Origin of the sequence: Exiguobacterium sp. 17-1 (assembly GCF_023096305.1) — a bacterium.
GTDB classification, from domain to species: Bacteria; Bacillota; Bacilli; order Exiguobacteriales; family Exiguobacteriaceae; genus Exiguobacterium_A; species Exiguobacterium_A sibiricum_A.
Map to the genome: position 1 here is coordinate 176692 of NZ_JALIGJ010000006.1, position 26887 is coordinate 203578.

26 protein-coding genes are annotated in these 26887 nt (G+C 46.9%); 12 read left to right on the top strand and 14 right to left on the bottom strand.

Annotated elements, in window-relative coordinates; translation table 11 throughout:
- Nucleotides 1-274 precede the first annotated feature (274 nt).
- The 4 genes from cshA (at nucleotide 275) to map (ending at nucleotide 4256) form a co-directional block, all read left to right on the top strand.
- Entirely contained in the window at nucleotides 275-1876 is a 1602-nt protein-coding gene (gene cshA, locus MUN34_RS14805) for a degradosome RNA helicase CshA (protein WP_026829156.1), read from the top strand.
- An 88-nt stretch (nucleotides 1877-1964) separates the two neighbouring features.
- On the top strand, nucleotides 1965-2231 hold the full coding sequence (locus tag MUN34_RS14810) for a hypothetical protein (protein ID WP_026829155.1): 267 nt from the start codon (nucleotides 1965-1967) through the stop codon (nucleotides 2229-2231).
- Nucleotides 2232-2304: 73 nt separating this feature from the next.
- Nucleotides 2305-3495: an EAL-associated domain-containing protein gene (locus tag MUN34_RS14815; RefSeq protein ID WP_026829154.1), complete on the top strand. Its 1191-nt coding sequence runs from the start codon at nucleotides 2305-2307 to the stop codon at nucleotides 3493-3495.
- A gap of 14 nt (nucleotides 3496-3509) precedes the next feature.
- Nucleotides 3510-4256: a type I methionyl aminopeptidase gene (gene map / locus MUN34_RS14820; protein ID WP_200868741.1), complete on the top strand. Its 747-nt coding sequence runs from the start codon at nucleotides 3510-3512 to the stop codon at nucleotides 4254-4256.
- Nucleotides 4257-4334: 78 nt separating this feature from the next.
- On the opposite strand, the gene menC is transcribed toward map, so the two are convergent.
- From menC to MUN34_RS14850, 6 genes are all read right to left on the bottom strand, one after another.
- Nucleotides 4335-5414 (bottom strand): o-succinylbenzoate synthase, encoded by a 1080-nt coding sequence (gene menC, locus MUN34_RS14825; RefSeq protein WP_247858192.1) that lies wholly within the window; start codon nucleotides 5412-5414, stop codon nucleotides 4335-4337.
- Entirely contained in the window at nucleotides 5411-6784 is a 1374-nt protein-coding gene (gene menE, locus MUN34_RS14830) for an o-succinylbenzoate--CoA ligase (protein ID WP_247858193.1), read from the bottom strand. The genes menC and menE overlap by 4 nt, the downstream gene beginning before the upstream one ends.
- Before the next feature lie 73 nt (nucleotides 6785-6857).
- Nucleotides 6858-7682, bottom strand: coding sequence for a 1,4-dihydroxy-2-naphthoyl-CoA synthase (gene menB, locus MUN34_RS14835; RefSeq protein WP_247858194.1), 825 nt, complete (start codon nucleotides 7680-7682; stop codon nucleotides 6858-6860).
- Between the two features lie 14 nt (nucleotides 7683-7696).
- The gene (gene menH / locus MUN34_RS14840; protein WP_247858195.1) at nucleotides 7697-8476 is read right to left on the bottom strand and encodes a 2-succinyl-6-hydroxy-2,4-cyclohexadiene-1-carboxylate synthase; all 780 of its coding nucleotides are present in this window, start codon (nucleotides 8474-8476) and stop codon (nucleotides 7697-7699) included.
- The gene (menD, locus tag MUN34_RS14845; protein ID WP_247858196.1) at nucleotides 8473-10119 is read right to left on the bottom strand and encodes a 2-succinyl-5-enolpyruvyl-6-hydroxy-3-cyclohexene-1-carboxylic-acid synthase; all 1647 of its coding nucleotides are present in this window, start codon (nucleotides 10117-10119) and stop codon (nucleotides 8473-8475) included. Before menD ends, menH begins: the two co-directional genes overlap by 4 nt.
- Nucleotides 10109-11488 (bottom strand): isochorismate synthase, encoded by a 1380-nt coding sequence (locus tag MUN34_RS14850; protein WP_247858197.1) that lies wholly within the window; start codon nucleotides 11486-11488, stop codon nucleotides 10109-10111. The genes menD and MUN34_RS14850 overlap by 11 nt, the downstream gene beginning before the upstream one ends.
- Before the next feature lie 160 nt (nucleotides 11489-11648).
- On the opposite strand from MUN34_RS14850, the gene MUN34_RS14855 reads away from it, so the two are divergent.
- From MUN34_RS14855 to MUN34_RS14870, 4 genes are all read left to right on the top strand, one after another.
- Complete coding sequence (locus MUN34_RS14855) at nucleotides 11649-12542, top strand: 1,4-dihydroxy-2-naphthoate polyprenyltransferase (protein ID WP_034770019.1); 894 nt, start codon at nucleotides 11649-11651, stop codon at nucleotides 12540-12542.
- A 201-nt stretch (nucleotides 12543-12743) separates the two neighbouring features.
- Nucleotides 12744-13655, top strand: a complete 912-nt coding sequence (locus tag MUN34_RS14860) for a guanosine-inosine kinase (RefSeq protein WP_026829145.1) — start codon at nucleotides 12744-12746, stop codon at nucleotides 13653-13655.
- A gap of 31 nt (nucleotides 13656-13686) precedes the next feature.
- Nucleotides 13687-14112, top strand: coding sequence for an NUDIX hydrolase (locus MUN34_RS14865; RefSeq protein ID WP_034770017.1), 426 nt, complete (start codon nucleotides 13687-13689; stop codon nucleotides 14110-14112).
- An 87-nt stretch (nucleotides 14113-14199) separates the two neighbouring features.
- Nucleotides 14200-15108, top strand: a complete 909-nt coding sequence (locus tag MUN34_RS14870) for a YihY/virulence factor BrkB family protein (protein ID WP_026829144.1) — start codon at nucleotides 14200-14202, stop codon at nucleotides 15106-15108.
- A gap of 83 nt (nucleotides 15109-15191) precedes the next feature.
- On the opposite strand, the gene MUN34_RS14875 is transcribed toward MUN34_RS14870, so the two are convergent.
- Complete coding sequence (locus MUN34_RS14875) at nucleotides 15192-17141, bottom strand: heavy metal translocating P-type ATPase (RefSeq protein ID WP_026829143.1); 1950 nt, start codon at nucleotides 17139-17141, stop codon at nucleotides 15192-15194.
- A gap of 187 nt (nucleotides 17142-17328) precedes the next feature.
- Here MUN34_RS14875 and MUN34_RS14880 point away from each other — a divergent pair, with 187 nt between their 5' ends.
- Nucleotides 17329-18258 (top strand): DMT family transporter, encoded by a 930-nt coding sequence (locus tag MUN34_RS14880; protein ID WP_247858198.1) that lies wholly within the window; start codon nucleotides 17329-17331, stop codon nucleotides 18256-18258.
- Nucleotides 18259-18411: 153 nt separating this feature from the next.
- A complete protein-coding gene (locus MUN34_RS14885; protein WP_247858199.1) occupies nucleotides 18412-18708 on the top strand; it encodes a hypothetical protein in 297 nt (98 codons plus the stop codon).
- Nucleotides 18709-18747: 39 nt separating this feature from the next.
- Here MUN34_RS14885 and MUN34_RS14890 read toward each other — a convergent pair whose 3' ends face one another.
- From MUN34_RS14890 to yfkAB, 3 genes are all read right to left on the bottom strand, one after another.
- Nucleotides 18748-20064: an MFS transporter gene (locus MUN34_RS14890; protein ID WP_348772924.1), complete on the bottom strand. Its 1317-nt coding sequence runs from the start codon at nucleotides 20062-20064 to the stop codon at nucleotides 18748-18750.
- Nucleotides 19973-20164 (bottom strand): hypothetical protein, encoded by a 192-nt coding sequence (locus MUN34_RS14895; protein ID WP_247858200.1) that lies wholly within the window; start codon nucleotides 20162-20164, stop codon nucleotides 19973-19975. The genes MUN34_RS14890 and MUN34_RS14895 overlap by 92 nt, the downstream gene beginning before the upstream one ends.
- An 80-nt stretch (nucleotides 20165-20244) precedes the next feature.
- Nucleotides 20245-21357, bottom strand: a complete 1113-nt coding sequence (gene yfkAB, locus MUN34_RS14900) for a radical SAM/CxCxxxxC motif protein YfkAB (protein ID WP_247858201.1) — start codon at nucleotides 21355-21357, stop codon at nucleotides 20245-20247.
- Between the two features lie 87 nt (nucleotides 21358-21444).
- Here yfkAB and MUN34_RS14905 point away from each other — a divergent pair, with 87 nt between their 5' ends.
- A complete protein-coding gene (locus MUN34_RS14905) occupies nucleotides 21445-21657 on the top strand; it encodes an SE1561 family protein (RefSeq protein ID WP_012369544.1) in 213 nt (70 codons plus the stop codon).
- Between the two features lie 37 nt (nucleotides 21658-21694).
- Nucleotides 21695-23080 (top strand): 23S rRNA (uracil(1939)-C(5))-methyltransferase RlmD, encoded by a 1386-nt coding sequence (rlmD, locus tag MUN34_RS14910; protein ID WP_026829137.1) that lies wholly within the window; start codon nucleotides 21695-21697, stop codon nucleotides 23078-23080.
- A gap of 94 nt (nucleotides 23081-23174) precedes the next feature.
- On the opposite strand, the gene MUN34_RS14915 is transcribed toward rlmD, so the two are convergent.
- From MUN34_RS14915 to MUN34_RS14930, 4 genes are read right to left on the bottom strand one after another with little or no spacing between them, the layout of a single operon-like run.
- Nucleotides 23175-24056, bottom strand: coding sequence for an aldo/keto reductase (locus MUN34_RS14915; protein WP_247858202.1), 882 nt, complete (start codon nucleotides 24054-24056; stop codon nucleotides 23175-23177).
- Between the two features lie 53 nt (nucleotides 24057-24109).
- Nucleotides 24110-24775, bottom strand: a complete 666-nt coding sequence (locus MUN34_RS14920; RefSeq protein ID WP_247858203.1) for a TVP38/TMEM64 family protein — start codon at nucleotides 24773-24775, stop codon at nucleotides 24110-24112.
- A complete protein-coding gene (locus MUN34_RS14925; protein ID WP_051525166.1) occupies nucleotides 24756-26150 on the bottom strand; it encodes a sensor histidine kinase in 1395 nt (464 codons plus the stop codon). The genes MUN34_RS14920 and MUN34_RS14925 overlap by 20 nt, the downstream gene beginning before the upstream one ends.
- Nucleotides 26147-26833 (bottom strand): response regulator transcription factor, encoded by a 687-nt coding sequence (locus MUN34_RS14930; RefSeq protein WP_026829133.1) that lies wholly within the window; start codon nucleotides 26831-26833, stop codon nucleotides 26147-26149. Before MUN34_RS14930 ends, MUN34_RS14925 begins: the two co-directional genes overlap by 4 nt.
- Nucleotides 26834-26887: the final 54 nt, after the last annotated feature.

Here is a 26887-nt window from a genome sequence, read left to right on the forward strand (position 1 = left end):
CTGGTACTTACCGGCGACCATTTCCAAATAAAACCCCATCACTAGTGGGGGCAAGCGGCGCGAATTCGAGCGTTGTACGGTCCGGGCATCATGCCTTTCCCTCGCCCTTATGGCAACGATTATGATGGTGACTTCCCTAAACATTATTATATGCAGAAATAGCCCCTATCTTTAAGGAAGAGGTTCTGCTATAATAGGTAGTCGATTGTATTCGTTACGGTAGCGTCTGTTTAGTGGCAGACGCTTTTCATATGACAAAGGAGAGTATTTAGCATTGACAACATTTCGTGAATTAAATCTTAGTGAGGCACTTATCAAAGGTGTCCTAAAAATGGGCTTTGAAGAAGCAACTCCAATCCAGGCAGAAACAATTCCAGTCGGTCTTAGCGGCGTTGACTTAATCGGTCAAGCACAAACAGGAACAGGGAAAACAGCTGCATTCGGTATTCCAACGATCGAGCGTCTTGACGCAAAATCGCGCCATATCCAAGCATTGATCCTTGCACCAACTCGTGAGCTTGCGATTCAGGTTGCAGAAGAATTAAACCGCATTGGTGAAGTGAAACGTGTTCATGCCTTGCCAGTATACGGTGGTCAGCAAATCGACCGTCAGATTCGTGCGCTTCGTAAGAACCCGCAAATCGTCGTCGCGACACCTGGTCGTCTAATGGACCACATGAACCGTAAAACATTAAACCTCGACCACGTCCAAACAGTTATCTTGGATGAGGCAGATGAAATGTTGAACATGGGCTTCGTGGAAGATATCGAAAAAATCTTAGGTACACTTCCACCGACTCGTCAAACACTTTTATTCTCTGCGACAATGCCGCCGCAGATTCGTAAAATCGCAGATCGTTTCATGACGACTCCGACTCACATCAAAGTAAAAGCAAAAGAAATGACTGTCGAAAACATCGATCAATCATTCATCGAATTAAAAGAAAACCAAAAATTCGACGTGCTTTGCCGCTTGATTGATACGGATTCTCCGGAACTATCAATCATCTTCGGTCGTACGAAAAAACGTGTTGATGAGATGACAGAAGGACTTGTCCAACGTGGATACACGGCTGACGGTTTACACGGTGACTTAACACAAGCAAAACGTGACCAAGTTATCCGTCGTTTCAAAAAAGGAACAATCGATATCCTTGTAGCTACAGACGTAGCGGCACGTGGTCTTGATATTACAGGCGTTACACACGTTTATAACTTTGATGTCCCGCAAGACCCAGAAAGCTATGTTCACCGTATCGGCCGTACAGGTCGTGCTGGTAAAACAGGATCAGCGATTACTTTTGTTACACCACGTGAATTCGGTCAGATCAAAACGATTGAACGTGTTACAAACAAAAAAATGTCGCGTCGTCATGCACCAACACTTGATGAAATCCTAGAAGGTAACTTGAAACTTGCTGCACAAGAGTTAATCAAACGTGTAGAAGCGAAAAACTCACAAGAGTATACAACACTCGCTCAAGAACTTCTTGAAGAGTATGAAGCAGTTGAATTGATTTCAGCAGCGCTTAAAGGATTAACGAAAGAGCCGGATGCAACGCCAGTTCAAATTTCGTCAATCGAACCAATTCGTGTTAAACGTTTTGGTAGCGGTGGTGGTAACGGTGGCGGTAACCGTCGTCCTTACGGTAACAAAGGTGGATCAGGCTCTGGTTCTTCTTCTAACCGTAGCAGTGGCGGATACCGTGGCAGTAACCCACGTGGTGGGGAGCGCCGTGAAGGCGGTCGTCCTTCTGAAGGAAACCGTAGCAGCACATCTTCTTCTTCAGATCGTCGTGAAGGTGGATACGCTGGCCGTAACCGCAGTGAAAGTGATCGCAACCGTGGCGGACGTAAACCACGTTTTGAAAAGTAAGAAGTTTGAACCGATTTGTCACAGACAAGTCGGTTCTTTTTTATGAAATCTCGTGCTAAAATGAACAATATAGAGAGGGCGGAATTTTGTGTATACTATTTACGCTATAGCATTCATTTGTCTGATTGGACTAGTCGTCGCGACGAAACGAATTAGTGAACAGACGACAAAAGGGCATTTCCGTTATATTCCTTTGGCAACTTTGTTATTTGGCGGAATTATCTTTCTTGTCTTGGCGATTGGCAAGGGCGGAGCAACCGGTATTCAATACGGAGTCCTCAGCATCATTTATCTTACAGCGACATTTGGTGTTTATCTTTACATCGCAATCAGAAAAGATACGACCTTATTTTAAAGACGGGACCTCTCTGATTACAGAGAGGTTCTTTTTTTGATAAGATGGAACAAGAGAAAAGGGGGGCAGAAGAATGGATGCCTTAGATGTCATTGTTCATCCCGAACAAATTGAAGCTTGGTTTCAGCCGATTGTCGGAGCGGCACCTTTTAAAGTAGAAGGGTATGAAATTCAATCCCACTTCCGGGGAGAACCATTAAAACCATTTTTTCAAGAAGACGATGTACCCATTGAGTATCAACTCGAAGTGATGAGTCATGTCATTCGACATGCCTTTCAAAAAGTACCGATGGATGCACATTCGTTTGTTTTGATCCGCTGTCGACCGGCCTGGTTGTTTGAGAACGGCGGTGAAGATTTTTTAAGCATCTTGCGGGATGCACAAATCGATTTTCCGGAAGACCGGTTATACGTCACATTAACGGATGTTCAAGTCGACGATTTTGATCGACTCGGGAGAATCGTTGCCTATTATCAAAATTCCGGTTTGAAAGTTGCACTCGACCGGGCGGAAGCGACCAGTCTTGAACGAGTCTTTTCGATGTCGCCGGACATGTTGATTGTCGATTTGGCATCGATGATTGAGAAAAAAACAGTGTCGGCCAGCTACCCGCATTTATTGCAGACGATGGAACATCTCTGTGATCAACTCGGGGCACCGTTATTGTACAAAAATATCAGCCATCTTGGTCAGTTGCGTTATGCCTGGCAGCACGGCGGGCGTTACTATATGGGAAACCTGCTCGGTGAAACAACACCGGACTGGGTAACGACGTGTCCCGGAATGGAAATCCTGCTACATGAGGTCCCGATGTTTTATAAGTATGACCGGGAACAGATGAACCGGCTGTTTCAGCTCGAACAGGATTGGACCGTTCGATTCAATGAGTACTGTCAGTCAGTTCGACCGGAGGAAGACATCGACGAGTGGCTGTTGATGCTTGCGAAAAAAATGGAGCCGGAGTTCATCCGTTTTTATATCACGGATGCGAACGGCTTCCAGCAGTCATCAAATATCAGCAAAAAAAGCGGTGACTGGAAACGCTATTCGTTTTACAAGGGGTACAATTGGAGTTTCCGACCGTATTTCATCCGAACGACGGTCGCAATGGAACGACGGCATACCGGATACTTATCTGACCGTTACGTCGACTTCAGTTCAGGGGAACAGACGCGGACCTTCAGTATGCCGCTGAATAATGGGATGTTCTTATTTGCTGATATTTCAGCAGACTATTTATATCAAGAACGATTGAGTGAATGAGGAGGAAATGAATGATGTTAGATTATGATTACGATGCATTACGTGAAATCGGACGGATTGTCGCCATTGCACGCGATGAGATGGCAAATGCCGTTAAACCAGGGATTACGACGAAGGAACTAGACGATATCGGGGCACGTATCTTGAAAGAACAAGGGGCGGAATCCGCACCGATCGTCATGTATGATTTTCCGGGGGCAACTTGTATCAGTGTGAATGAAGTGGCCGCACACGGTATTCCCGGTGCCTATGTCATCCAAGAGGGAGATATCGTGAATGTCGACGTCTCGGCCGTGAAGAATGGTTACTACTCCGACACGGGTAAAACGGTCATCGCAGGACAAGCCCGTCGTCCGGAAGATGTCCGACTGGTTGAAGTCTCGTTGACTGCCCTTGAAAAAGGATTGGAAAAAGTTAAAGCCGGGACAAAGGTGAATCAAATCGGGAAAGCGATTTATGCGGAGACACGCAAGAGCGGGTTTACCGTCATCCGGAACTTAGCAGGACATGGTTTAGGAAAGACATTGCACGGCGAGCCGGAGTCGATTTCGAACTACTTCAGCCGTGAGGAGAACGACTTGTTAAAAGAAGGACAAGTCATTGCTGTTGAAACGTTCATCTCAACAGGCGACGAATTTTGTATGGAAGACGAGAAGGATGGTTGGACATTATACACACCAAATAAAAGTTTGGTTTCTCAATTTGAACATAGTGTCATCGTCTTAAAAGATGGATACGAAATCTTAACGAAAGTCGATTGATTCAGGCTTCGTAAATCGATTAAAACAAACAGGAGTATCAAGTCCCTGATTCTAGCGGGATTTGATACTCCTGTTTTCTTAGAGAATTTTTGTTGAGACGGTCAGCCTTTCGAGGCGTTCCCGGGAAACCGGATGTTCCGCATACCGGATGGATCCGTTTTCGACGATGTAGTCCTGTTCGAGTAGATCTTCAATGAAATACTGATCGGTTCCAGACATATCAATCGGATAAGCGAGATCCGGTAAAGTGGCGAATGCCAACGTTTGGCGCCGTCCAATTCCGCTCTCAAACATTCCGCCCAACCAGTACGATGGTTTCATGCTTCGCACATCGAGCGCTGCTGTCAAACCGCCGAGACGCGCTGGCTTGATGTTGATGATTTGACCAGCCTGCAGTGTTCGCATCAGTAAGGCATCCTGCGTCGTCTGGATGGATTCATCGAGACAAAGCGGTGTCTTGAGTAATGAGGCAGCATGCTGGTGACTTAACCAATCGTCAGCAGAAAATAGTTGTTCCATCATCAGCAGGGAAAAAGTATCCCACTCTTGAAGGAGTGGTAAATCAGACAAATCAAAACTTCCGTTGGCATCAAACATCAAAGGAGCGTCCGGAAAAGTCTTTCGAACCTGTTGGAGAATGGCTGTATCTGTTGGGGCGAGCTTTAGTTTAATCCGCTCGAATCCATCAGTCAACGCCCGACCTACAGCTTCAACCGTTTGGTCGGCCGAAGAGCGTCCGAGTGCTTTTCCGCATGGAATTGCCTGAGTCTCATCACCACCCAAATAGGCTGCGAGGGATTTATGCTCGGCTTGCGCAAATAATTCATGAACAGCTCCGTCGAACATCGCTTTTGCCATCTGATTGCCTTTGATCGGCTGAAAGCGTGTGTTGACGTCAGCCGGTGACGATAAAGGTTGTGCGGCAAGCAAACGGTACAGGAGCGGGGACAGGGCACGAAGTGAGTCTTGTGTTTCTGCCGTGTACCAAGGTGTCTCAAAAGCGACGCCTTCCCCATAGCCGATTCGACCTTCTTGATCGGTCAGTCGAAGAATCGTTGTCCGGCGTTTCGACAACGTCGAGATGGCGGTCTGCATCGGCTGACGAAACGTCAGATATACATCAAACAGTTCCGCGCTGCGAAGGGTGATTGCCGTCATAGTGACTCCTTCAGTTGACGCCGAATCAGTTTGCCGTTGGCGTTACGCGGTAACGTATCGCGGTAAAAATAGGTGACGGGACATTTGTACTTGGCCAGTAAACGTCCCATTTCTTCCCGGACAACGGTCTCTCCCAGCGTACTGACGATGAAAGCGACCGGTACTTGCCCCCAAATCGAGTCGAATCGTCCGACGACACCGGCTTCCGTGATACCTGAAATTGATAATAAGGCAGCTTCGACTTCGGCCGGATAAATATTTTCACCACCGGAAATAATCAAATCGCTTCTTCGATCCAACACATACAAATAACCATCGGCATCGATTCGTCCAAGATCCCCGGTCTTCAAATAGCCGTCCGCTGTAAAGGCAGCTGCAGTCGCCTCCGGATTGGCAAAATAACCGTTCATCACAGTCGGACCTTTGACTTCGATTTCCTGATACCGGTTGATGCGGATTTCTGTCGGAGCAATGGCTTTACCGGCAGAACCAATTTTTCGAATCGCTTCTTCCGGCAGGAGTGTCGCGACTTGGGAAGCGGTCTCGGTCATTCCATACGTTTGCATGACGGGGATATCGCGGTCTAACGCACGGGTCAGAATCGGTAAAGGGACAGGGCCGCCGCCGGTCAAGACGACACGCAAATCAAACCGGCGCAGTCCGGCTTCAAGCAAGCGATCCAACATGACTGAGACGAGAGAGATGTGTGTGATATGTTCTGTCTTGATCCATGTAATGGTCTTATTCGGTGAAAAATGAGGTTCGAGGATGAGTGGAACACCATAGATGACGGAACGGTAGACGACAGCTAAACCGCTCATATGAAACAACGGTGTAACGACAAGGAATCGGTCATCCGGATAGGAACCGGTATGACGGGCCGCATTCATGGCACTCGAAAAGTGATTGAGCATCGTCTGTTCCACCGCTTTTGGTCGTCCGGTCGTTCCGCTCGTAAATAACATCGACTGAATATAATGTTTCGGCATATGCCGAACGAGAACATCGGGCGCCGGATTGACCACTTGAAACGGAAGCCGTTTGACCGGTGCATCGATCGGACGATCCGAGATGACGAACCGGACATCTGCTTGTTTGAGTTGCATCTCCACTTCCGTTTGACTCAAACGGATATTGATCGGAACGATTGTCAGTTCAAGCAACTGAGCTGCGTGAACAGCGATGATATAACTGCTGCTGGAAGGACCATACAAAGCGACGCGGTCACCGCGGGAAAACAGCGGAGCCCACGAACTTGCCAGTTCATGTGCTTTTGTGTAGAGCACGGACCATGTCAAACGTTCGCTGTCCGTGATGAGAGCAAGATCATCCGGTTGTTCTTTAGCACGCGTGTAAATCCAAGGGTACACGGATTACCACTTCCTTTCGGGATGATGATAAGAAAAAGGTTCAAACGTCTTTCGACATTGAACCTTTTTTGTATTATGGGAAACGTGGAAACTGTCCGAAGTCAGGATCACGTTTTTCTTTAAACGCGTCGCGTCCTTCTTTTGCTTCGTCTGTCGTGTAATAGAGTAATGTTGCATCACCAGCAAGTTGCTGGATACCTGCAAGACCATCTGAATCGGCATTAAATGCAGCTTTTAAGAAACGAAGTGCTGTTGGTGAATGCTGAAGGATTTCAGAACACCATTGGATGGTTTCTTGCTCCAAGTCAGCCAGTGGCACGACCGTATTGACGAGACCCATGTCAAGCGCTTGTTGGGCATCGTATTGACGGCACAAGTACCAAATTTCGCGTGCTTTTTTATGACCGACGACGCGGGCGAGGTAACCAGAACCGTATCCAGCATCGAATGATCCGACTTTAGGACCTGTTTGCCCGAATTTCGCATTGTCCGCTGCAATCGTTAAATCACAGACTAGGTGAAGAACATGTCCGCCACCAATTGCATATCCTGCAACCATTGCGATGACCGGTTTTGGAATAACACGGATCAGGCGTTGTAAATCAAGAACGTTCAGGCGTGGAATTTCATCCTCACCGACATATCCACCGTGTCCGCGAACTTTTTGGTCGCCGCCTGAGCAGAAAGCAAGATCGCCTTCACCAGTCAAGACGATGACACCGACGTTTTGATCGTCACGTGCACGTGAAAAAGCGTCAATCAGTTCGTGGACGGTCTTCGGACGAAAAGCGTTGCGGACTTCGGGACGGTTAATCGTGATTTTAGCGATCCCATTCCATTTTTCATACTTGATGTCTTCGTAGTTACGGGCAGATGCCCATTCTGGAACGTATCTCATTTCAATTCCCCCATTTAATTAATTAAGAGTAGTTTCTCTACTATTGTAACAAACTTTTCCGGTTGGTCGATATGCGGGGCGTGTGATGCACCCTCAATTAAATGAATTTTTTCTGGTAGAGCCGCTTCGACAGCGATTTTTTTAAATTTACTGTCCTCGGTACCGACAATCCAGTCAATCGAAGACCGGTCGAGTAAGTGCCAGACCGGAGCCATATTGCCTGTTCCTTGAGCGATCAAAGAAGCGGCCAGTCCTTCCGGTGATTGGGCCAGTCGTCCACGGCGGATCGACTCCTTTACTTCAGCAGGCAGATGACGTTGACTTGCAAAAAGCGGAAGCGATTCCCAATAATCGATGAAATCTGTTAGACCATCCGTTAATAAGCGATTGGCGAGGCGGCGATCGGTCTGACGACGTAATCGTCGTTCATGTGCCGATCGGATACCCGGTGTCGTACTGACGGCAATCGTCTGTTTCACCTGTTTCGATGTCGCAGCGAGCAGAAGGGCAATCCGACCGCCCATGGAATAGCCTAAAACCGACCAGTCTTCATCGCGTGTCGCAAGTAAGGTCCGTAAATCCTTTACTTGTTCCGTCAGGCGCATCCGTTGGTAAGGAGCAGCAGCTGTCCGACCGTGTCCGAGCAAATCAATCCGATAGACGGTATAGTCTGACTGGACCCGACTTTTGAGCAGTTCCCATGTGGCACTGCTCCCGGTAAATCCGTGTAACAGTAATAAAGGCGGACCGTTTCCTGTAATCTCGACATGGTATTCCTGATGCCGCAGTTTCATCGGAACGTATCCTGCAAGGCTTGGTTCGTCTGTTCCCAGATCAAACGATGGAGGCGAACGTTCTCCGGACGATTGGTGACGATTTCTAAGACCCGTGTCACAGTTGCTTGTTGTTGCAGCGTCGACTTGAGTTGCGTAATCGATGAAATCCGCTCATATTCTACCCCGTAGCCGGCAGCCAAGTGGCTGAAATCAACGTCTTGCGCCGTTCCGAACAAGGGTTCAAACAAAGCGGGATCAAGATTTTGTTGCGGCAGAAAACTAAAGATACCGCCGCCCGTGTTATTTACTAAAAGAATCGTGATCGGGACGGTCCGCGCCATCATTAATCCATTGATATCATGTAAAAACGCAAGATCACCGACGAGCAGGTAACGATTGTCTGCTTCGTAGGTTGCGCCGAGGGCACTTGAAAGAATCCCGTCGATGCCGTTAGCACCCCGATTGGCAAGGATACGTAGCGGTGTACGCGTCGGTAAAAAAGTATCGAGATCGCGAATCGGCATACTGTTCGAAACAAACAGACTGCCTTCCGTTAAATCATTTAATGCCCGGACGACGTTGTATTCCGTCAGCTGGTCTGCATCCAAAGAAGAAAAGACGGTCTGGACGGTTTGCTCTGCCCGTTGAAGGGTCTCGAGATAAGATATGTCATGCGCGATGACGGGAACGGTCTTCAGTTGGCTCGGATGACCACTTAAAAAGTGGGCCTGCAACTGAGGATCACGCCAATTTCCAGGATGTCCAACAACTGTCGTCGGAATGCCTTTTGACCAAAGAAGATACGGTTTTGAGGTCGGCATCGCACCGAAACGTAAAATATGATCCGGTCGAATGTCATCGTGAATTGCCGTTTCTTTTAACCAGGTATCATAATAGCCGAAAACCGTATCGTTGGAAGAACGGCGGCCTTGACTCAATGGATCAGCTAAAACCGGAATCCGCGCGCGGTCTGCATAGTCAAGGATGATTTGTGTATCTGCAAGAGAAAGTTGAGGTCCGATGACAATCAAAAGACGCGGAATTGATAAAATTTCAATGAATTTTTGTGTATGTTTTTCTATTTCCGGTTGATGCGGTTGTCCGACCGGCTGACCCGTTTGCAATAAATCCAGTTCCGGAATCAATGGTTCCCGAAGTGGAATATTGATATGGACCGGACCAGCAGGTTCCACGAGCGCAAGAAGGACAGCACGTTCTGCTACGTGTTGTACATAGGGTAGGGCAGTTTCTTCCGGTAGTGGCAGGTCAAAGGCATGCCGTACCTGCTTCCCGTATAGACCGACCTGATCAATCGCTTGGGGGGCACCGACACCACGTAATTCATGGGGGCGATCCGCCGTCAATACGATTAAGGGCAGTTCGAAGATATTTGCTTCCGTAACGGCAGAATAATAATTCGTCGCTGCCGTTCCGCTTGTACAAATCAAGGCGACCGGACGCAAGGTATCTTCCGCCCGTGTTAAACCTAGCGCAAAAAAACTAGCCGACCGTTCGTCGACGAGGACGTGGGTACGGCTAAACGGGTGAAGGAAGGCAGCGATGGCAAGCGGTGTCGAACGAGATCCGGGACTGATGACGAAATCCCGGACTCCACCTTTCACTAAATTATCGATTAATGCATGCATCCATTTAGTCAACATAAATATCATCCTTTTCTATCGTACAAAGATGCGACAAGGCCTGTAACATCGGTGATAGTTTCGTATCGGTTTCTTCCAGTTCACTTTGGAGAACAGACCCCTCAACGATTCCGCATCCCGCATAAAGAACAGCCGAGCGGTCGGTAAACAAACCGGACCGGATGGCGACGATGAACTCACCATTTTCCTGTCCATCCATCCAACCAACGGGAGAACCGTACCATCCACGTTCGAACGTTTCAATTTCGCGGATGGCAGCGACGGCCGCCTCCTTGGGTTCTCCCCCTAGAGCAGGTGTAGGGTGAAGCTTCTCGATCAGCTGAAAAAGACTGACTTCAGGTGAAAGTGTAGCGTTGATCGGCGTATAGAGATGTTGGATATGGCGATTCTTCAGCAACATCGGTTCGTCCGGTTTGTGAATCGCTGTCGAGAGTCCTTGAAGTGTATTTTCAATCGAATCGACGACAATCGCATGTTCGACACGGTTCTTGTCATCTTGTAACAACGACTGTCCCAGTGCGGCATCTGTCGTCTCGATCGCGTGTCGAGGAGCAGATCCGGCAACGGCGGCTGTCTTGAGCTCAAGACCGGATTTTAAAATCAACCGTTCCGGCGTCGCACCAAGGAAAGCTTCATCGGTTGTCGGTTGAAAGAAGAAGATATAGCTGCCAGGCTGCGAAGACTCGAGTTCCTGGACAAGTCCGGCCAAGTCAATTGGCTGATCCAGCTCATAGACGACCTCACGGGCTAAGACGATTTTTTTGAGTGACGTTTTTAAGAGTTGTGTCGCTTGATGAAACGATGCTTCAAAAGCATCATTTCCGTCACGCGTCAGACGAATCCGTGTCACGAATTGAGTGGACTTCGGTGTATGCAATTCTGCATATTCAACAGCCAACTGGTTGAGAATCTTTTCTGCGTTAGATTGCGGTTCAACGAACGCAAAAACCGTTACCGTCATTCGTCCATCTTGTTCCAAGTAAAGATACTTGGGAATGGTCATCGATGCTTCTCCAAAAGAAGACCAACGATATTCAGTATGTTTCAGTTCAGAAAAAGAAAAGCCGCAAAAGGCAAATAAATCGGTGCCGACATGATCCCGATTCAAATTTGACCACATGGACTGCATCCGTAAGAAACGATCGTGTCCTGCCGTCTTTAGTTGTTGCGTAATGCCAAAACCGATGGCACGCATGGATCGATCAGGTGTCGTAAAATAAAAGCGTTCTTCTGTTCCGAATGACAGTGCGCTAACGTCTTGCGTCTCGACATTCCACGAGTACGCGGCGATGATAGACCGTTGATATGCATTTGCATGACCAACAGCACGTTCAATACATTGTTTAAGCTCATGTTGAGCGTAAGCCATACCGCTCATTGCCCCCTAGTCTATAGATACTGTGATACGTTTCACTTATTCTCAGTGTAAACTTTTTATCTGAAAAAAAGAAGGAATAAGCTATCTTGGATTGAGCATTGACAGTAAAAAACGAAACCCGATACACTTAGACAGGAAAGGGGTTTATTATATGAATAAATCAATCGCTGTATATTGGCGAATGACACGACCGCATACGTTGACGGCAAGTTTTGTGCCGGTCGTCGTAGGAACGGCTATCGTGGCACCACGGATCGAATCGTTACGGATGGATCTGTTTTTTGCCATGTTGATCGCATCGATGCTGATTCAGATTGCGACGAACTTATTTAATGAATATTATGATTACAAGCGGGGGCTCGATACGGAAGAATCGGTGGGCATCGGAGGATCGATTGTCCGCGACGGTTTTAAGCCGGGTACGATTTTGGCATTTGCCTTGACGCTGTATGGAATTTCGGCTTTACTCGGTATTTATTTATGCCTAGAGACAACCTGGTGGTTGCTGTTGATTGGAATCATTTCGATGTTTGTCGGTTATATCTATACAGGTGGACCGTTGCCGATTGCGTACACACCGTTCGGTGAAGTGGTGGCCGGCTTTTTCATGGGCTATGTCATCATTGCGATTTCCGCGTATCTGCAGATCGGTTATGTGCCGACAGAAGCGGTCGCGATTTCGATTCCGGTGGCGATTTTAATTGGATCGATTCTACTCGCAAATAATATTCGTGATCTCGACAATGACAAAGTCAATGGACGAAAGACAATCGCCTGTTTGGTCGGTCATCAAAAAGCAGTCTATGTGCTGATTGCCTTTTTTGCTGCTGCCGTCCTTTCGCTGTTGATTGCCGTACTAGCCTTTAACGTCACATGGTGGGCACTGCTTGCTCTTTTAAGCATTCCACTGATGATTAAAGCCGTGAAACTGTTCTGGCATGATTTGCCGCCGCAGGAATTGATGCCGGGTATGGCACAGACAGGGAAGGTCAATACGATCTTTGGATTATTGCTTGCAATCAGTTTGACAATCGCCAATCTGTGATGGAAAATGACAATGATTTTTTTGAACGGAATCCCGAATGATGGACAGATAAAACTGTCTTCGTCGGGATTTTTTTGTTGGAACAATGAAGGGTCTGATTGGTTGTAACAGTTTTGAAATTTTACTATAATAGAAGCAATGTGCCTAGAACGCGTATAACATCCTTCAGGTTCATGAAATTTTTTTAGAGGTGGAACAGGAATGAATAAAATTGCGGTAATCGGAAAAGTATTCGTCGACATAAAAGGAACTTCGTTTGCGCCCTTGCATAAGGATGCGAAAAACGTCGGGGATATCACCTTCTCGAATGGTGGTACAGGACGGAACGTAGCACAAAATCTCGCTGTTCTCGGAAATGATGTTCGTTTTATCTCGACGGTTACGAACGATCAGATTGGTGTCGGGGTACTCGAAGAGTTAAAATCCTACGGAGCCAACGTCGATCATGTAGAGATGCTCGAAGACCATGGAATGGGCATGTGGCTTGCAGTCATGGACAATGAAGGGGATCTACAGACGTCGATTTCTAAACAACCGGATGCTAAACTCCTCGAAGAAGCGATTCTTCGTCAATCCGTCTATGCGCTTGACGGGGTGGACGCAGTCGCAATCGATTTGGATTTGTCGGTGACAGTCCTCGAACGGTTGATTCATATCTGCCGCAAAATGGAGTTGCCGCTTTACGGTGTCTGTGGACATTTGAGTGTGATTGAGCGCAATCGCCATTTGTTGCAAGGGTTTACTGGATTCATCTGTAGCCGTGAAGAAGCTGAGATTTTATCGGACCTGTCCATCGTGACGGTAGAAGACGCCATTCATGTCGCCAACGAACTGGCGAAAAAAGGAGCACCCTTTACGGTTGTCACGATGAGTGAGTTAGGTGCTGTCTATGTGGACCGCCGGACAGCGACTTCAGGTCACGTCGGGACGAAGAAAGTGAAAGTAGTTGACTCAACAGGTGCCGGCGATTCCTTCTTTTCTGCTGTACTTTCCGAACTGACGGAATCCAAGCAGGCAGAAGAGGCACTTCAACTTGGGATGAAGGTTGCCGCACAAGTCATTGCATCCACGGAAAATGGACTGATTCCAGAAATGCTTGAGACCATTCGTTGAGTCCTCAGACTGTGAGGAGGAATGAAGATCAATGCCGATTCAAAGAAGTGCCATTATTTTAATCAATGAATCAGACGAAGTTGCCTTGATTCGTCGGGATAAGCCGGGCGAGACGTATTATGTGTTTCCTGGTGGTGGACGGGAAGTCGGGGCGACATTAGAAGAAACCGCAATTCGGGAAGCCCACGAAGAGCTTGGGGTGGATGTGGAACTCGAAGGAGTTGCCGCAAACGTTCACTTTAACGGATTGGAAAATCCTTATTACTGGGCAAAAATGACGGGTGGTATATTTGGAACAGGAACCGGAGAAGAGTTCGAAGATCAGTCATCGGGATATACACCGTTGTGGGTCAAACGCGAAGAATTGATGGATTTACCGGTTCGCCCGACAGCGCTTGTCCAGGAATTGACGAAGATGACGGAACGTTTCTATAATATCGAGCTAAAAGATAATTGAGGTTTTAGTTGGATTAAACAGGGAAAAAGTATAGTAAGACAGTGAGGTGGTCCTAGACTGCCTCTTTTTTGTGAAGGAGAGATGACGATGGCACATACACGTGACCCAAAAGGATTAGCCCTTAATCTAAAGCAACGGATGTCTGATCACAACATTACGGATTACGCAGGAACGTTAGCTTACTATTGGTTCTTATCGATTTTCCCAGGTATCATTTTTGTTATTTCAGTATTATCATTCTTTGACATCGATCAACAGACACTTGAATCTCAAATTCGTGATTTGGCACCGGGTGGATCGGTCAATACGTTTACGGATGTCATTTTCCAAGCCATCAAGGAACCGCAAGGAGGTCTCTTATCGATCGGGGCGATTTTAGCTATCTGGTCGGCTTCAAAAGGTGTCGATCGTCTGATTACGACAGCCAATCATGCCTATGGTGATTTTTCACCGCGCGGATTCGTTGCAGCGCGTGGAATCGCTTTGATTCTAACCGTTGTGCTCGGAATTGGGATGCTCTTGTTGATTGTCCTGAACGTTTTAGGTGGACCGATTATCAGTTACTTAGCCAACTTTGTCCTACCGATTGATATGGGGCAAAAAATTCTGTTGACGGTCTTGCGATATGTCATTTCAACTGTCTTGCTGATTCTGATTTTATCGATTTTCTACCGTGTTGCACCGAAACGACCGATTTCGTTTAAAGAAGCTATCCCGGGAGCCGTCTTTGGTGTCATCGTATGGCAATTATTATCGGTTGGATTTGGATTTTACGTCTCGAATTTCTCAAACTATAATCAAACATACGGTTCGCTTGGAAGTGTCGTCATCGTGTTATTATGGTTGTATTTTACAGGATTAATCATTTTACTTGGGTCTGAACTGAATGCGTCGTGGGAACGCTTCATGAAAAAAGCGGATCCGAAAAAAATGGAAGAAAAACGATTGAAAGAGCAAGCGGATTTAGACTCGATTCCAACCAATACGTTTGGTTGATTTCAAGTTCCGTCTCATTTGAATGAGCCACACTAAAAAGCATCTACTGTCGGTAGTCCGACGGTAGATGCTTTTTGATTGGATCAAGCTGCAGCTTGTTTTGAAAACGGAGCGGGAGTCTTGTAGGCTGAGGTATCTTTTTGTAGAAGGCGTAATCCGTTCAAAATGACAAGGATTGTAGAACCTTCATGACCGACTACTGCAAAAGGCATGATTAGGAACTGTGAGAAGTTCGAAATGATTAACAACAGGATAACACCGATTGCGAGCGTGATGTTTTGTTTGACGACACGATTCATTTTACGCGCTTTATTGACGGCGTAGGCCAGGCGTCCTAAATCATTTTTCATCAAGACGACATCGGCTGTTTCAAGGGCAGCATCTGTTCCTTCGCCCATTGCGATACCGACATGAGCCAACGCAAGGGCGGGAGCATCATTAATTCCGTCTCCGACCATGGCGACTGTTTTTCCTTCGGTTTGGTACTGCTTGATATGACGTACTTTGTCTTCAGGGAGACATTCGGCTACGTAGTCCGTCAGACCGGCTTCCTTGGAAATCGCAGCGGCAGTCACAGGGTTGTCTCCTGTCAACATGATCGTCGTGATACCAAGAGCATTTAACGATGCGATAGCTGTCTTAGCTTCAGGGCGAATCGTATCCCGTAATGCGTACAGAGCGATGATTGATTGACCGTTACTGACATAAACCATCGTATTTCCTTGTTCTTTTAAAGTTTGCTCCATCGATAGGAAAGGGTCGGTCAATCCTTCATGGAACGCATATTTTCCAATCCGGTACGTCTGACCGGAAACAGTGGCCTCGATTCCGTAGCCCGTCACATCCTTGAAAGTGGATGGTTCGATGATATCCGTTTTTAAGTGCGTGACAATCGCTTGTGCCAGCGGATGATTTGATTGTGCTTCAATTGATGCGACAGCTTGTTTGACGGCGAATGCATCAATTCCATCAGCATAATGGCTTTCCGTGACGATGGGTTTCCCGGTCGTTAATGTCCCGGTTTTATCAAAGACGATTGTATCGACTTGTCCAAGTGTCTCGATATGTGCTCCACCTTTAAATAAGACACCGTTTCGGGCAGAAGCGGCGATTGCTGCCAAAGCAGCTGGTGTGATCGAAGCGACCAAAGCACAAGGTGAAGCGACGACAAGCAAAATCATGGCCCGGTAGATACTCGTTTCAAATGTCCAACCAACTAAGTAATGGGGGACAACCATCATCAAGGCGACGACGAGTAAGACGATTTTAACGTAACGGCTTTCGAACCGCTCGATGAATTGTGCGGATGGTGATTGTTCGCTTTGAGCGTTCTGAACCATGTGAATGATTTTTTGGAACAGAGACTCGTCCGCGGCTTTTGTCATCTCGATCGTCAACACACCATTCATATTGACGGTTGAATTATATACGGTATCCCCGACATGTTTTTCGACGGGAATCGATTCGCCTGTAATCGAAGCTTCTTCAATAGCAGCTTGACCGCGGATGATGGTTCCGTCGACAGGAATACGTTCACCGGGGCGGACATAGACGAGTTCTCCGACGACCAATTGCTCAAGACCAACGACTTCAAGCTTGCCATCGGTATTTAATCGCGTGGCTTCTTCTGGCTGTAAGGACATTAAACTTTGTAATGCCCGTTCGTTTTTATTCATCGTGTAAGTTTCAAGGGCGCCGGATAAAGCAAAGATGAAAATCAAGATGGCACCTTCCATCCAGTAGCCGATAGCCGCTGCACCGATAGCTGCTAAAATCATCAATAATTCTACATTCAAGGTTTTGTCATGATACGTTTCCGTTAATCCTTCTTTTGCTTTCGCATAGCCTCCGATTAAATAAGCGGAGAGATAAAGCGTGACATAGCCTGTAGCGGGAATGTTGATCTTTTCGAGCGTGTAGGCAATTAAAATCAATATTCCGCTAAAGAGTGCTAAAATCAATTCGTGATGTTCCTCCCAAGCATGACGGAGAGCGGAACGCTGATGGACATCAGTAGTAGTAGAGGTAGTCATATGGAAAAGCTCCTTTCAAGTCTAAATGAGAAAAGAAATCATTATGTTAAAACAATGAGAATGTTAATTACCAACGTTTTCTCATCAATGATAATGAGTTTCATTGTCGCTAGATTATAATAATTATTATCTGTAAACCTACTATACCATGTCTATGTCAAAAGGAACAGGAAAGGAATTAGCAAAAATGAAAAAAATATTGACCGATCGATTTGGTATGGTTGTGCTCGCATTAGTGACGACCTTCCTTTGGGGAAGTGCGTTTCCCTTCATCAAAAAAAGTTATGCTTTACTTGCCATCACTTCAACGGAGTACGGGGAACAGCTGTTGTTTGCCAGTTACCGCTTTTTTATCGCCGGCGTCTTATTGCTGATTGTCAGCGTCCTGATTTTTAAACAACCGATTACGTTGAAGAAGCGAACACTCGCTTACAGCCGTCTCGGCTTCTTTTTGACGTTTCTTCAATACGTGTTCTTTTATATCGGACTTTCCTTATCAACGGGCGTCCAAGGGTCAATCATTGCTGGGTCGACTTCTTTCTTTCAAATGTTGCTCGCACATTTCCGTTATGAAGATGACCGGTTGAATCGTTTCAAAGGGCTCGCCTTGTTTTTAGGATTTACAGGCGTGATTTTAGCAAACTGGCCGCAAGGATCAGCCGGTGTATCGTTTGGGAGCGGTGAAGTCTTACTGATCCTCGCCATGATTTCCGGCGCATTCGGAAATTTAATCGCTAAGGAATATTCGGCAAGTTACCCGGTTGCACCGATGACCGGTTGGGCTATGGTCATTGGATCAATTGGCTTATTCATCGTCGGAGCAGTCTTGAATGGAGACTGGTTCCCGTTTACTTTCACGAGTACAACGGTCTGGATGCTCGTGTATTTAGCGTTTTTGTCAGCGACCGGATTTACGTTATGGAATCTTTTGATGAAATATAACCCGGTCAGCCGCGTGTCATTGTTCATGTTTTTTGTCCCGCTTTTCGGCGTAACGTTATCCGCGCTCATTCTCGGGGAATCCATTCCACCGCAAGCCTTTATCGGTCTGTTGTTTGTCGTCGCAGGGATTCTCGTTTCAACTTATCTTCCGATTTGGTTTCAAAAGCGGAGTTGACGAAGATTCTGAATCGTGCAAAAATAGTCTCAATCAATCTGTTATTTTTAATCGTTTGTTGCCGAGCCGACTAGTTCGGCTTTTTCTGTACGGTCATAAAACCACCGATTCGGCCTTGCTATAAAGGCTAGTGCAACTAAAAAACGAAAGGAGATGAGAGAAGTGGAACGGAATGAGATCGTTCGAAAGATCATTGCCAACCGTCGTCCGCGGGATGAGTTTGCTCGGTTTGTCGTCACCTGTGTCAGTCAACAACTTAAGGAGACACATGGAGATGTCGGGGTGGAAATCATTGAGGCAGAAAGAGGATACGACTCCGTCTGGTCAATCAACGGTCAAGAGGTCGTCGTCTTGCTGGAGACGGAAGAATTGAAACGGGCAAAAGAACAACCGTATGCAATCGACGATAAGCTCTGGCACAGTTTTCGGCAAGAAGGAATCGTGAAATAAAAAGACGGTCGTTCCAATGGGACGACCGTCTTTGCTTGTTTACAGCGACCGGGATACAGGTTTTGACCGAAAAAGCAGATAAGCGAGTGTCGCGAGAACCAGTACGAATAAAATAAAGTAGAATCCTGGCGGCAATATAACGAACAAACTACCGGAGATCGGGCCGAGAATCGAACCGAGACTAAACGAAATCCCAGCAAGCAGGTTCCCGGTCGGCAACAGATGATTTGGCAACTGTTCGGTCATATAAGCGACGCCTAAGGAATACGTCGAACCGAGAGCCATACCGCTGATTGCAAAAATCGTAAACAATGCGCCATAGCTTTGGAACAAAAAACAGGCCGTCAAAAACGAAAAAGCTCCGATGCTGAGGACAGTGATCAGCGTCCGCCGTTTTCCAAAATGATCGGCGAGACGTCCGAGGGGTAACTGCATCAATAAAGAGCTGACGACGAATGTCGTGATCAAACTGCTCGTTTGAGATAGTTCGTAGCCGTTTCGTGTCGCGAATACTGGAAAGCTGGCATTCAATGTTGCTTCTAAAAAGCCATAGGTGAAGCCGGGTAACAATGTAAACCAGGCGCTCGTCAAGACAAGCCGGTAACGGGAAGCCGCAGATTGAAGCTCTTCCGGCATGACATCAGACGGTTTTTCGTTTGGTACCCGTCTTAAGGCGATTAAGACGAGGACAGTCAGTGTCCCAGTCAAGACGAAGGGCAACCAGCTGATCCAGTCAACGAGTGGTGCCGCGAGTGGACCAAGGGCAAAACCAAGACCGAATGCCATGCCATACAGTGACATCGTCCGGCCAAGTTTATGGTTCGGTGTAATGGAGGTGACCCAAACTTGAGAACCGTAATGGAGGGTCTGGTCCCCAAAGCCGACGACGAATCGCAGTACCATCCAAGCAAGAACGCTTGGGATAAGCGGAAAAGCAAAGACGGCAACAGCTACTAAGGCAAGACCAAACGAGATGACAGGCACATAGCCATGACGCCGCAACGGTTTTTCCATCAAGGGTGCTGCGACGATGACACCGATATAAAGCACGGCAGCACTTAGTCCATTTATGTAAGCGGGTGTTCCTTGACGTTCGAGCAAGATCGAAAGCAGTGGGATGAGTAATCCTTGGGTGAAACCCGAAATGAATACAATCGAAAGAATTAAAGCAAAGCGACGCGACAAAACAAACAACTGCCTTTCCTTTTTTATATAAGCATAACATGCCCCGGGTGCACGTCTGTACATCCGGGGCATGTTATGCTTATTGTTCTTTTTGTTGAGTTGGTTCGAACCGTGTTGGACGTGGCATATGCAAAAGATGTTCGTCCCAATCCGTTTGGTCGAACACTTCATCGTGTTCGATACTATGAGACGCCCGAATGCCAATCATCATGATTCCAAGTACCATACTGAACATGCCGATAATCGCGACAATCCCGACGAGCCATTCCATTTTTGAAACCCCCTTCGAACAAGGAAAGTGTGTCAACTTTGTGACAGACTTTTCCCGTTTTGAAAGAGACTCAAACCTGGTCAGAGACGGCTGGATTGCTTTAGGAAATCTACTTCCGGATAATAGGCATTTTTGACGAGCGCATTTGGACCGAGGCATTGAACGGCGGGGCAGTGACAGGACAAACTTTGATTAAGTTCTGTTTTTTGCCACATCGTATACGCATCATTAAAGGAAGTGTCATGAATCGTCCCGAGTGAGGCCAATTCATCCCCGAAATCCGTCACGATGATCTCACCGTCAAAGATGTTGACATTTAGGCGTGACCGGCCGTCAGGGTCATTGCGGACGGAAACATTTGGTTCCTGGCGCAGACGGCGATGGAGCGCTAAATCTGCCTCTTTCATCGAGCAGGCATAAAACGGCAAGGTACCGAATAACATCCAAACATTTGGATCCCGGACATCAAGCAGACGATGGATCCCATCGCGAATCTCGTCGAGGCTTGCCGCCTCAATCATCGAGGCGAAATCTGCTGGGTACATGGGATGAACTTCATGTCGGACACAGCCCATCTCAACGATTTCCTGATGGATGGCCTCTAGATGTGGCAGTGTTCGTTTGTTAATCATCGTTTCTGCTGAAACGAGGACGCCGCGTGCGTTCAAAATCCGGGCGTTTTCCTTCATCTGTTCAAACAGTTTCGTCCGTGCTTCACGTGACGGTTTACGTTCCATCATTGCGAAGCCACCATCAATGAAGTCGTCCGCTGTTCCCCAGTTGTGAGAAATATGTAAGACATCAAGATAAGGGATGATCAGCTCATACCGGGAAAGGGGAAGTGTTAAATTTGAGTTGATTTGGGTTTTAGCTCCCCGTTCGTGGGCATACTTAAGTAAAGGCACGACATATTCCCGGACCGACTTCATCGACAGCATCGGTTCTCCGCCAGTAATGGAGAAGGCACGCAGGTGTTCGATTTCGTCCAATCGTTTGATGAGCAGTTCGACGGGGATGGTAGGTGTTTCGCTGCTCGACAACATATAGCCGACGGCGCAGTGTTCACAACGCATGTTGCAAAGCGTCGTCGTAGTAACTTCGACATTCGTCAGTCGGGCTTTCCCGTACTGTTCGATATCTCGATAGGCTTCCCACGGATCATTTTGGATGGTGATAGATGATTTTAGTGACATGGTGCATGTTCCTCCTTTTTAAAGTTCCACTACGTATCGTATGCTAAATGGACGATAGAATAAAGAAGAAGAAAGGAAGTCAGAATAATGGGAAAAGCAAGAACTGATAAACTTGGACAGATGAATGTGCTAAAATCAAGAATGCAGCTTTTATGCCATACGATTGATTCATTGGATGAAACATCAGATATTGAGGATTTGGAACGTTTAGCCGTCTCCTTGGATCAGTTGAAAGCCAAGGTGCTTCGTTACGCAAAAGATATGAAGGAACATGAGGAATCAGAGAGCGGTTCGAAATGACCGCTTTTTGATTTGGATCATGGAAAGGATGGATCAGATGACAACTAAAATTAAACTACAGGTAGGCGAGGTTCGTTCTGTAACCTGCTTACGCATGGGGATCAACGGAGAAGGAATCGCGACACTCGAACGACAAATCGTATTCATTCCAGGTCTGCTTGTCGGAGAAACCGCTCAGATCGAGATTACGGAAATCCATAACAATTTTGCGAATGCAAAAATCTTGAAGCGCGATGTCCGTTCACCGGACCGTGTGACACCATTATGTCCGATTTACAGTCAGTGCGGCGGATGCCAGCTCCAACATATGAGTTACGAAGGACAGCTTCGTTATAAAGAAGATATGGTCCGAAACGCCTTTACGAAATCGACGAAGTTGAACGTCGAGAAATCGGACATCCGTCCGACAATCGGTACAGCAGAATGGGAGTACCGGAATAAGTCACAGTTTGCCGTCGGAAAAGAAGGCACGCAAATCGTCAGTGGATTATATTCAGCAAACTCGAATCGTCTCGTTGCGATCGACGAGTGTATCGTTCAAAACAAAGAGACGTTACGTGTCAACAAAGCCGTTACGAAAATTTTAAATGACTACAACGTTCCGGTCTATAATTCAGCTAAACAAGATGGCGTCATTCGAAACATCGTCGTTCGGACCGGCATCAAAACAGGTGAAATTCAAGTCGTGTTAGTCGCGTTCAAAGACGGTTTTAAGGATCTTGAAGGCTTATCCCGAGATATTTATGATATTCCAGGTGTGATTTCAGTCGCCTTGAACATTAATGATAAAATGACGTCGCGTGTCTTTGGGGAACAGACGGAAGTTTTACGTGGGGTGGAACGCATCGAGGAACAGATGGGTGAGTTTACGTATCAACTGTCACCACGTGCCTTCTTCCAGTTGAATCCGGAACAAGCGGAGCGGATGTACAGCGAGATCGTCAAAGCGGCAGCCTTGACGGGTGAAGAACGTGTCGTTGATGCTTATGCAGGCGTCGGCTCAATTGGTCTTTGGATCGCAAGCGGTGCAAAAGAAGTCCGAGGAATGGAAATCGTCGAGGAAGCAGTCGAAGATGCAACGGCACACATGAAGCAATACGGATTTAACCACGCGCAATACGTAGTCGGAAAAGCAGAAACTTGGATTCCGCGCTGGGTGAAAGAGGGATGGATTCCAGACGTCTTCATCGTCGATCCGCCTCGTTCAGGTTGTGATACGCAATTATTGAACGCAATGATTTCGTCAAAAGCAAAAAAAATCATTTATGTTTCCTGTAACCCACAAACGTTGGCACGTGACTGCGATCATTTGATGAAAGCCGGCTACAAAGTCAGTTACATCCAACCGTACGACATGTTCCCGCAAACGGCACATGTCGAAGCCATCGTTGTACTAGAGAAAAAGAAAAAGAAAAAGTTTTAAACAGATCGAACGGATATAAGAAACGATTTCTATATGAAAAAGAGGAAAGTGGCTATAGCCGTTTTCCTCTTTTGTTTCGTCCGAATTTCTTTTTTTAAGTTTGTTGCAACCAGTTTTGATCCTGTTCCTGAAAACGTCGTTTGAGATCAGCGACACGTTCTGTTGGTAAAGGTCCTTGTTCCAGCAAGCGGATATTTTGTACCAAATGATCCGGATTGGCTGTCCCGATGATGGCACTCGTGACGCCGGGCTCAAAGACTGTAAACCGGAGTGCGGTTTCAAGCCAAGAGGCTTCTTCAAGCGGGAATTCGAGCTGTTGTGCCCGTTCCCAGTAAGGTTCGACGTATTGACCGGTTGGCCGTGACGCGAACCGCCAAGGGGCATTCGCAATCGGACGTTTGGCGATGATGCCTTTTTGTTGCTGATGAATCAGCCGGATGGCATCGCTCAATGCCCGTTGATCATACAAATTAACGGACGTTTGAAAACTGTCGAACCGTCCCGTTGTGATGGCGTAGTCAAGGTCTTCCCGGTCACCTGAATAAGCAATCAGCCGGACTTTTCCAGCCTGCTTCGCACGCTCGAGTGCCTCGATGACATCATCTTGAGCCAGTATCTCTTTACTGCAGGAATGTAAATGGACGATATCGATAAAGTCTGTTTGCATCGTCAAAAGGGCCTGATCAATTCCGCCGGCAACAGCTTGGAACGTCCAGTCTTGCGTGCGTGGTACATCATACCCGACCTTCGTCGACAATACGACATCATGGCGGTGCTGTTTTAAAAAGTTGCCGAGCCGTTGTTCAGATAAGCCGTAGCCGCGGGCAGTATCAAATAAACGGATGCCTGCATCTAACGCTTGATGGAGGACATAGCTTGCTTCCTGATCGGATAAATCATCGGAACCGATGTGACCGGCACCAAATCCGAGAGGGGAGACTTGGATGTCAGTGTTGCCAAATGAACGTAATTCCATACTGTTTTCCTCCTTTGTTTACTTCTCTACACTATACGAAGAAAACGGTTGCATCAATCGATATCCCTCGATGGATGCAACCGTTTTTTATAAAGGTAAATCAAATAAAACACCAAAAACAGTCCAGCAATCAACCACGGGATTATCGAATCCCGTTCAATCAATTCATTGACGGCAAAAGCTTCAATGACCAGTGCGGGAACTTTCCCAATCGTACTGGCCGTTAAAAAGACGAGTGTCGAGACACCACTGGTCGCACTTAAGAACGTGACGAGACCGGAAGGGGCGAACGGCAACAGCCGTAAAAAAAGAATCGTCCAAAAAGCATCCCAACCAGTTTGCTTCGTTAACCTACCGAGCCACTTCAAGACGAACGGGGACTGAATCAGCGGTTCGATACGCCGGAAACCATAACGGTAGATATAAAAGGAAACTCCAGCACCTAAGACTTCGCCAAGAAAGGATAAAAACAGCCCGTCCCAAAATCCGAAATAAAGTAAATTGGCTGCCGTGACGAAGGCGCTTGGCACAACACCGAACAAACTGATGACTAGACTGACTAAAAGACTGATTGGTACAGCAAACGTATCCGCTTGCTGTAACCAATCAAGGAGTGTTGCTTCGATAATAAAACGTCCTTTCAAGCTTAAACCAATCAATGCTGTTAACGGATCGAAATAACGGTCAAAAGAAATGACATCAAGAGAATCCGTCCTCATCGTCCGGTAACAACGGTAACGTAATCAAGACGGTTGTTCCTTGACCGAGAACAGATTCGAAGGAAATTGTTCCGTCGTGTCGGTCGATGATGTGTTTCGTGATGGCAAGTCCAAGACCTGTTCCACCATCTTTTCGTGTCCGTGATTTATCAACACGGTAAAAGCGTTTCGTCAAACGTTCCAAGTGTTCCGGCGGAATGCCTTCTCCTTCGTCCCGGATTGAACAAATCGTCAGTTCACCGTCTGTTTTCGTCGATAAATAAATATGTTTCGAGGCGGGAGTGTAGCGTAACGCATTATCCAACAGGTTTCCGATGACCTGCTCCAGGCGATCATTGTCACCAAGAACGATTTGACTTGGATCAAAGTCGGTGACGATGGATACTCCTTTGGCTTTTGCGATGGGTTCCATCCGGTAAACAACATCTTCCAGCACTTGGCTGAAAACAAGCGGTTGCTTCGTCATCGGATACGAATCCCGCTCCAGTTGGGCGAGATCAAGCAAGTCATTTACGAGGCGTTGCAATCGTTCTGTCTCCCGCTCGATGATTTGATAATATTGATCCCGTGTTTTTTCATCGAGTGCCTTGTCTTGCATCATTTCCGTATAACCCCTGATATAGGACAAGGGTGTACGTAATTCATGACTGACATTCGCCAAAAATTCCTTGCGCTGTTCATCCACTTCACCGAGGGATTCCGCCATCTTGTTTAAGGTTTCTGCCAGTTCACCGATTTCATCATCGGATTGAATCGGAATCCGGTAAGCAAAATCCCCTTGAGCATAGACGGTGGAAGCCCGTTTCATATCGATCAGCGGACGAATGATTGTATCGATGATTTGACGGCCAAAAATGACAAGGTTCAACACGATCAGACCAATCATAAAGAAAATCATTAGTCGAAGCGGGCGGAATGGTTCACTGATTTGACCGAGTTCCAAATACAGAATCAGTGTGCCGACAAGCCGATTGTTCTCAATAATCGGGAAACCGGTCATTAAGATATCTGTCCCTTCAATCGGGTGGGTCCGGCTTGAAACGACGGTTTCACCATTGCGTAATTGTTCGATATCCGCATTCGTCAAGAACCGGAGACCAGCTGGATTTTTTTTCAGGAAGTCGATGAAAAAAACCTTGGATTCGGTCAGTTCATTCGTATACGTCATTCCATCGTAAAAGGCACCGGAAAGTCCCTCGGATTCATAAATGTTAATCAGTTTTTCACCCCGGTTGAGCAACAAGTCTTCCTGCGTTTGCAGGTAAAACCGGTCGTACAGATAAAATGTCAATAAGACGAATAAGACGGCCGAAAAAACGCTTGTGAACCAAATCGTAATCCAAATCCGGCGGCGGATGGTATACCGCTTAATCATACTTCCTCGAATTTATATCCGATGCCCCAGACCGTCTGGATTGAGCCGCCGGCTTCACCGAGCTTCAGGCGAAGTGTTTTGATGTGGGTATCGACTGTCCGTAGGTTTCCGATGTAGTCCGCTCCCCAAATCTGATCAAGCAATTGTTCGCGAGAAAAGACTTTGTCGTTGTTTTGAACGAACAAATGAAGTAAGTCGAATTCCTTGCGTGTCAGACTGATTGGTTTTCCGCTGACATGGACACTGCGACTTTCCGTATCAAGTTCCAGTTTACCGATTGTCAGTGTCGCCGACTGATCTACTGTAAAACGATGGGAACGGCGTAGCGTCGCTTCGATGCGGGCCAACAGTTCACGTGGACTGAACGGCTTTGTGATATAGTCATCGGCACCGATTTTCAGACCGTGGATTCGGTCGAGTTCGTCGGAACGAGCCGTCAACATGATGATCGGGACGTTCGAGAATTCACGAATCCGCATGCAAGCCGTTAAACCGTCCATTTCCGGCATCATGACATCAAGCAGGACGAGATGGAATGTATCACGCTGCATTTGATCAAGCGCTTCTTGACCGTTCGAGGCTGTCATCGTCTGGTAATTTTCTTTTTGAAGATTGGAGACAAGCAGATCACGCATTTGTGCTTCGTCATCTACGACAAGTATTTTAAAGGATTGTTCTGGCATCAGTAATCACTCCATTTCATATAGGAAGAGGTGATGGCTTCTTCCGACAGGTGA